General features: G+C 41.6%; 6 protein-coding genes. 4 read left to right on the top strand and 2 right to left on the bottom strand.

Features of this window, described 5'->3' with window-relative positions; genetic code table 11:
* Positions 1-63: 63 nt before the first annotated feature.
* Positions 64-522, bottom strand: coding sequence for a helix-turn-helix domain-containing protein (locus ACFFAP_RS35410; protein ID WP_375515592.1), 459 nt, complete (start codon positions 520-522; stop codon positions 64-66).
* Positions 523-723: 201 nt separating this feature from the next.
* Here ACFFAP_RS35410 and ACFFAP_RS35415 point away from each other — a divergent pair, with 201 nt between their 5' ends.
* Positions 724-1,632 carry an alpha/beta hydrolase gene (locus ACFFAP_RS35415; RefSeq protein WP_375515593.1) on the top strand — a complete coding sequence of 303 codons (909 nt, stop codon included), beginning with the start codon at positions 724-726 and terminating at the stop codon, positions 1,630-1,632.
* A gap of 138 nt (positions 1,633-1,770) precedes the next feature.
* Positions 1,771-2,397, top strand: coding sequence for a PadR family transcriptional regulator (locus ACFFAP_RS35420; protein ID WP_375515594.1), 627 nt, complete (start codon positions 1,771-1,773; stop codon positions 2,395-2,397).
* 164 nt (positions 2,398-2,561) lie between these two features.
* Here ACFFAP_RS35420 and ACFFAP_RS35425 read toward each other — a convergent pair whose 3' ends face one another.
* Entirely contained in the window at positions 2,562-3,245 is a 684-nt protein-coding gene (locus ACFFAP_RS35425) for an HAD family hydrolase (protein WP_375515595.1), read from the bottom strand.
* A gap of 214 nt (positions 3,246-3,459) precedes the next feature.
* Between ACFFAP_RS35425 and ACFFAP_RS35430 the strand changes: the two genes are divergently transcribed.
* Both ACFFAP_RS35430 and ACFFAP_RS35435 read left to right on the top strand, forming a co-directional pair.
* Complete coding sequence (locus ACFFAP_RS35430; RefSeq protein WP_375515596.1) at positions 3,460-4,233, top strand: glucosamine-6-phosphate deaminase; 774 nt, start codon at positions 3,460-3,462, stop codon at positions 4,231-4,233.
* A 351-nt stretch (positions 4,234-4,584) separates the two neighbouring features.
* Positions 4,585-5,268 (top strand): potassium channel family protein, encoded by a 684-nt coding sequence (locus ACFFAP_RS35435; protein ID WP_375515597.1) that lies wholly within the window; start codon positions 4,585-4,587, stop codon positions 5,266-5,268.
* The last annotated feature ends 3 nt before the right edge of the window (positions 5,269-5,271 follow it).

Raw genomic sequence — 5,271 nt, forward strand, 5'->3', positions numbered from 1 at the left:
TGTCCCCAGTCCCCATGCCCCTAATCCCCACTTCGTGGGGGCCCCGAGTTCCCCACTCCCCACTCACTGATTACTAACCATTGACTGTTGACTATTGACTTCTGGAGTCGGGGATTCAGATGTAATTTGTGGTGGATTAAGTGTATATAAAAGACCAGCAGATGCAGCGACTAATAAGAGAATGTAGGTAACAACAAGAGGTATATACGTATTAGATTTGTTGTCTGAATTCTTACGATCATTCTTGGAGTCTTGGCAGACTACATTACTTATAAGAGTATGTGATAAAGCATTTCCATCCAGTCCTAAAGCATCTCCATAGCGACGGATGAATCCTTGAACAAAAATAGGTTCAGGCAATTCTTCAAATCGTTCTTCTTCTAAAGCTTGCAAAACACCTGCTCTAATGAGTGTTCTTGCAGCTATTTCTTCTATGCATATAGATTTTTGTTGTCTTACTTGTCGCAAGTGTGTAGTTATTTCCTTTAGCTGCTCTACTTGAGCTTGGTTTAAGAGCGTCACTGTCTTCTCCTGTATGGGCTAATCCTACTATTCATATAGTCAGAAGACTTAAATATGCACACGTATTTTTACTGAATAATTGATTTTTAGGATAAATTTTTTAAGAATGGTTGAAATCTAGATTGGAAAATGCTAGAGCTGTTTCTAATAAGTAAGTTTTTTGTTAATATAAACACTTTCTATTCCTTAAAAAGTTAGGGCATGAAAGTTAATAAACTGCAATTAATAATACAAGTATTTTTTCAACTGCTACTCTGGGCTGGGATAATTGCAGCGTTCGCTTACTGTGCCATCTGTCTATTTCTTTTTATTAAGCAACCTCGATTCATTTTCTTTCCCTCTGCTGTCATTGAAAAGACACCAGAGTTTTTTAATCTCCCTTACAAAGAGGTTTGGTTACCTGTGCCAGTTAAAACAGGCAAAGTAGAACACATTCACGGTTGGTGGATAGAAGCCAAGCAACCCAATGCTAAGGTGTTGCTATATTTACACGGTAATGGTATCAATATTGGCGCAAATATAGCTCATGCGAATCGGTTTCATCAGCTAGGGTTTTCGGTGTTGCTAATTGATTATCGGGGTTATGGTCGCAGTGAAGGCAGCTTTCCCAATGAAAAGCGGGTTTATGAAGATGCAGCCACAGCTTGGAATTACTTGATGCAGCAACAAGAGATTCCACCCAGCCAAATTTTTCTTTATGGACATTCTCTTGGGGGTGCCATCGCCATTGACTTAGCAGTGAAACACCCAGAGGCTGCTGGTTTAATTGTGGAAAGCTCTTTTACCTCCATCCGCGATTTAATAACTTATCGAAACATGTTTTGGATGTTTCCTGTGGATTTCATCTTGACACAACGGTTTAATTCCATTAAAAAATTGCCAAAGTTAAAAACGCCAGTTTTATTCATTCATGGCGCTGCTGATTCGACTGTACCCTCTTTTATGAGCCAAAAACTGTATGCCGTTGCTCCCGAACCAAAGCAACTCTTGTTGGTTCCAGGAGCAGATCATAACGATACAGCAGTAGTTGCCGGTTCACAATATTTGCAATGGGTAGAGTCTTTTGTCCAACAAGTACGAGCTAGTAGCTATTTGAACAGCTTCGATTAGCTTTGCCCTGCCGCAGGCATCGCTTGTGGTGTTGGCAAAATTGCTTACTTCAAAAATCTTCATCAAAATTCTATTCCGATATATCGCAATACATCGCGATATATCGTATAGTAGAGAAAGTTGATTTGAGATTCATTTATGTTTAGACACTTTCGGTCACGTTTTGGCGTACCTGCATGGGCAGGAGTTAACGAAGACGATTCATTGTTTGTCAGGTCTTGGTTTGGGCATGGCAAGCATCATGGTAGAGATCATGGCAAACACTTCGGCAATGAAATGTTTGGTCGTGGTTGGGGAGATGAATATCGGACTCGTCGGGGTGATATCAAGTTCATCCTGCTGGAATTGTTATCCGAGCATCCTAGTCATGGTTACGACCTGATCAAAGATGCGGAAACTCGCTACGGTGGTTTCCGTCGCCTCAGTCCTGGCTCAGTGTATCCAACACTCCAATTGCTGGAGGAAGGTGGTTATCTCAAGAGCGCACAGGAAGGTGGCAAGCGGATTTACACGATCACCGATGAAGGTAGACAATTATTGGCAGAACGTGCCCAACAGGAAACCTCAGACTCTCCTTGGGATACCGTCAAAAGTTTCGTGACAGGTAAGCCCCAAGAGTTTATTGAGTTGCGGAATGCTGCAACAGAATTAGCTGCTGTTGTGGTGCAGGTTGCTCGCAGTGGCAATATGGAGCGCATAAATCGGGTGCGTGAGCTTTTAGAGCAAGTTAAACGGGAAATTTACGCGATTCTTGCGGAAAAATAACCAGAGACGGGTTAGCAAATTCGCGTCTCTACTCTTGATGTTCTAAGATTTTGCGCTTACAAGTTAGAAGCGATCGCACTTAAAGTAGTATTCAGGATACAGAATACAGAATTCAGGAGTAAAACACGCTTTATACCTGCGTAACAGACGAATCGTTGTGTACTTCACCAACTTGAAATCTGCTGTAAATCTGGCTCAATGAGTGAGTTCAGGAATGTCCACAACTGCAAATCAGTAAAATCTGGTATTGCCATAAATGCGCCGATTTCCTGCAAAAGTTGGGGATCGTGGGTGGAGGCAATGCCAATAGTGCGGATACCTGCGCTCACTGCCGCCCAAATACCAGAGGGAGAGTCTTCTAAGGCGATCGCTTCCTCTGCTTTAATCCCCAACTTATTCAGGGCAACTTGGTAGGGTGCAGGGTCAGGTTTACCTGCAATACAATCATCTGCTAAAACAACTGTATGAAAAACTTCTTTGATTCCCAAAACCTCTAGCATAAATTCTGCATTTAATCTAGGGGCATTAGTTACTAATGCGCGTTTTAACTGATGTGTCTCTGTCCATGCTAGTAGTTCAGAAAATCCACTCAACGGTTTTAAATGCGGGGCGAGTTTGCGGAAAAGCGCCTCTTTTTCGTCTGCAAATTTTTGCCCTTCTACTGTTGATAATTGTGGCAGAATATCCTTAACAATTTCTGGATTTAGCCGCCCACTAATTTGGGATTTATAAAATGTTTCGTCAATTTCTATGCTGTAATTTAACAGCATTTCCCGCCAAGCTCGGTAGTGTATAGGGTCAGTGTTGACAATAGTGCCGTCTAGGTCAAAGAGAATTGCAGCCAGCATGATTTTTGGGTAAAATGTAAATAATTATTAACTTAATTTAAATAGTTTACATTGTTTTTTTGTCCTTAGTGATTGTTCCTTGGTGAATACAGGGCAAAAAGTCACAAATTAATCTGCTAAATCCTAAAATCTATACTGGATAGGGCATGTAAAGGCAGACAGATACAGCCTCTCAAATAACTGCCGCATTATTGATAACCTTTTGTGTAAGCAAATGCTAGCCGCTACAAACTTTTTTCGTGTTGATGATTTACTAGTGCAGATTTACAACTCTGAAGTCGAAATGGCCCAGGAGGTTGCTGAAATCGCGCAAAAGCATTTACAGCAAGTTCTTAAGCAACAAGGTACAGCTGCTGTATTGTTAGCAACAGGTAACTCCCAACTGAAATTTCTCGATGCTTTGATTGCATTGGGTGGTGTAGATTGGTCACGAATTATTCTGTTCCATCTAGATGAATATTTGGGAATTACGGCTGACCATTCTGCGAGTTTCCGGCGCTATATGCGAGAACGTGTAGAGAAGCGGGTTGTTCCTAAGCAATTTCACTATATAGAAGGGGATGCATTGCAACCAGTCGCAGAGTGCGATCGCTACACTAAACTACTGCAAGCACAACCAATTGACTTATGCTGTCTTGGTGTTGGCGAAAATGGACATTTAGCTTTTAACGATCCATCAGTAGCAAATTTTCAAGATCCTTACAGTGTGAAACTAGTGAAACTGGATACAGTGAACCGTCAGCAACAAGTAAGCACAGGTCACTTTCCGAGTTTAGAAACTGTCCCACTGTATGCTTTTACTGTCACTATCTCGACGATTTGTTCAGCTCAAAAAATTATTTGTCTTGCTCCAGAAAAACGTAAAGCGAATGTGGTAAAAGAGATGTTGCAAGGAGCTACAAGTACAGAGTGTCCGGCTTCTATTCTCCGTCAACAATCCCAAGCAACGTTATTTTTGGATGTTAATTCTGCTAGTTTGCTGTTGTGAAAAAGGACTGGGAATTAGGGACTCTAATTCAAGGAATTATCCGAATGATGAGTTATATCATGTCCGGTTGAACAATTGTCATTGCAAACGAAGTGAAGCAATCCCCGAACCCTTGCGATTGCTTCACTTCACTTCACTTCGTTGCGTTCGCAACGACATATTACAAGTAATTTAGCGGACATGATATTACAGCAGTTTGTAACTAAATGAGGTAAAAAACCAATAACTCAAAACAGAAATTATCCTTCTATCTCAAAACCTGTGACTTTGTACTTCATGCAAACGAAAACTGCTGTATAATCCTAGCAAACACATACTGTTAGCAGTGTCAAATGCTGCCATAAACAGAAAGTGCATCCCCCTCCTAGCACCAATCCCAAAAAACCCCAAGACCTTTTCTTAGTATGCGGACTCCAAAGTTTAGGACAACATTGTGTTGCAGTCCTAAAGGAGTACGATGTTAAAGTTAGCGCCATTGATGATGTGCAATCCGAACATTGGGAAGTCCCAGAAGTACCAAGCTTACTAGAAAAGTTAATTATAGGAGACTGCCGCCAACCAAGTGTTTTAGAGCAGGCAGGTATAAAGCAGTGTCGTTCAATACTTTTAGTAACAAGAAATGAGCGAATAAATATAGAAGCTGCCTTTGCAGCCCGGCGTCTTAATCCGCACGTTCGCCTGATTGTACGTTCTGACAAACAAAATTTTAACAAACTCTTGTGGGAAAATCTCGGCAATTTTGTTGCCTTTGAGCCTACCCATCTCTCTGCTCATGCCTTCGCTCTGACAGCCCTCGGCTCTGAAGCTATTGGGTATTTTACCTTAGAAGGGCAACTATTGCAAGTGATAAAGCACCAGGTACAAGCGAAGGATAGCTGGTGTAATGGCAAGCCAGTACATAGACTTAATCTCACAACTCGCCGCATTTTGAGTCACATACCTGCTTCATCTAATCCACTCAAAGAATTGTTTGGCTGGAACCCAGGTGCGATTCGTTGCTTAGTAAATCACGGTAATCAGCCCGTACATAACTAAGCC

This window comes from uncultured Nostoc sp. (assembly GCF_964245575.1).
In the GTDB taxonomy this organism is placed as follows: domain Bacteria; phylum Cyanobacteriota; class Cyanobacteriia; order Cyanobacteriales; family Nostocaceae; genus Nostoc.

What these genes read in the sequence shown, in the direction of transcription:
- ACFFAP_RS35415 (WP_375515593.1), top strand. Translation starts at nt 724, where the DNA reads ATGAAAGTTAATAAACTGCAATTAATAATACAAGTATTTTTTCAACTG.
- ACFFAP_RS35420 (WP_375515594.1), top strand. Translation starts at nt 1,771, where the DNA reads ATGTTTAGACACTTTCGGTCACGTTTTGGCGTACCTGCATGGGCAGGA.
- ACFFAP_RS35430 (WP_375515596.1), top strand. Translation starts at nt 3,460, where the DNA reads ATGCTAGCCGCTACAAACTTTTTTCGTGTTGATGATTTACTAGTGCAG.
- ACFFAP_RS35425 (WP_375515595.1), bottom strand. Translation starts at nt 3,245, where the DNA reads ATGCTGGCTGCAATTCTCTTTGACCTAGACGGCACTATTGTCAACACT.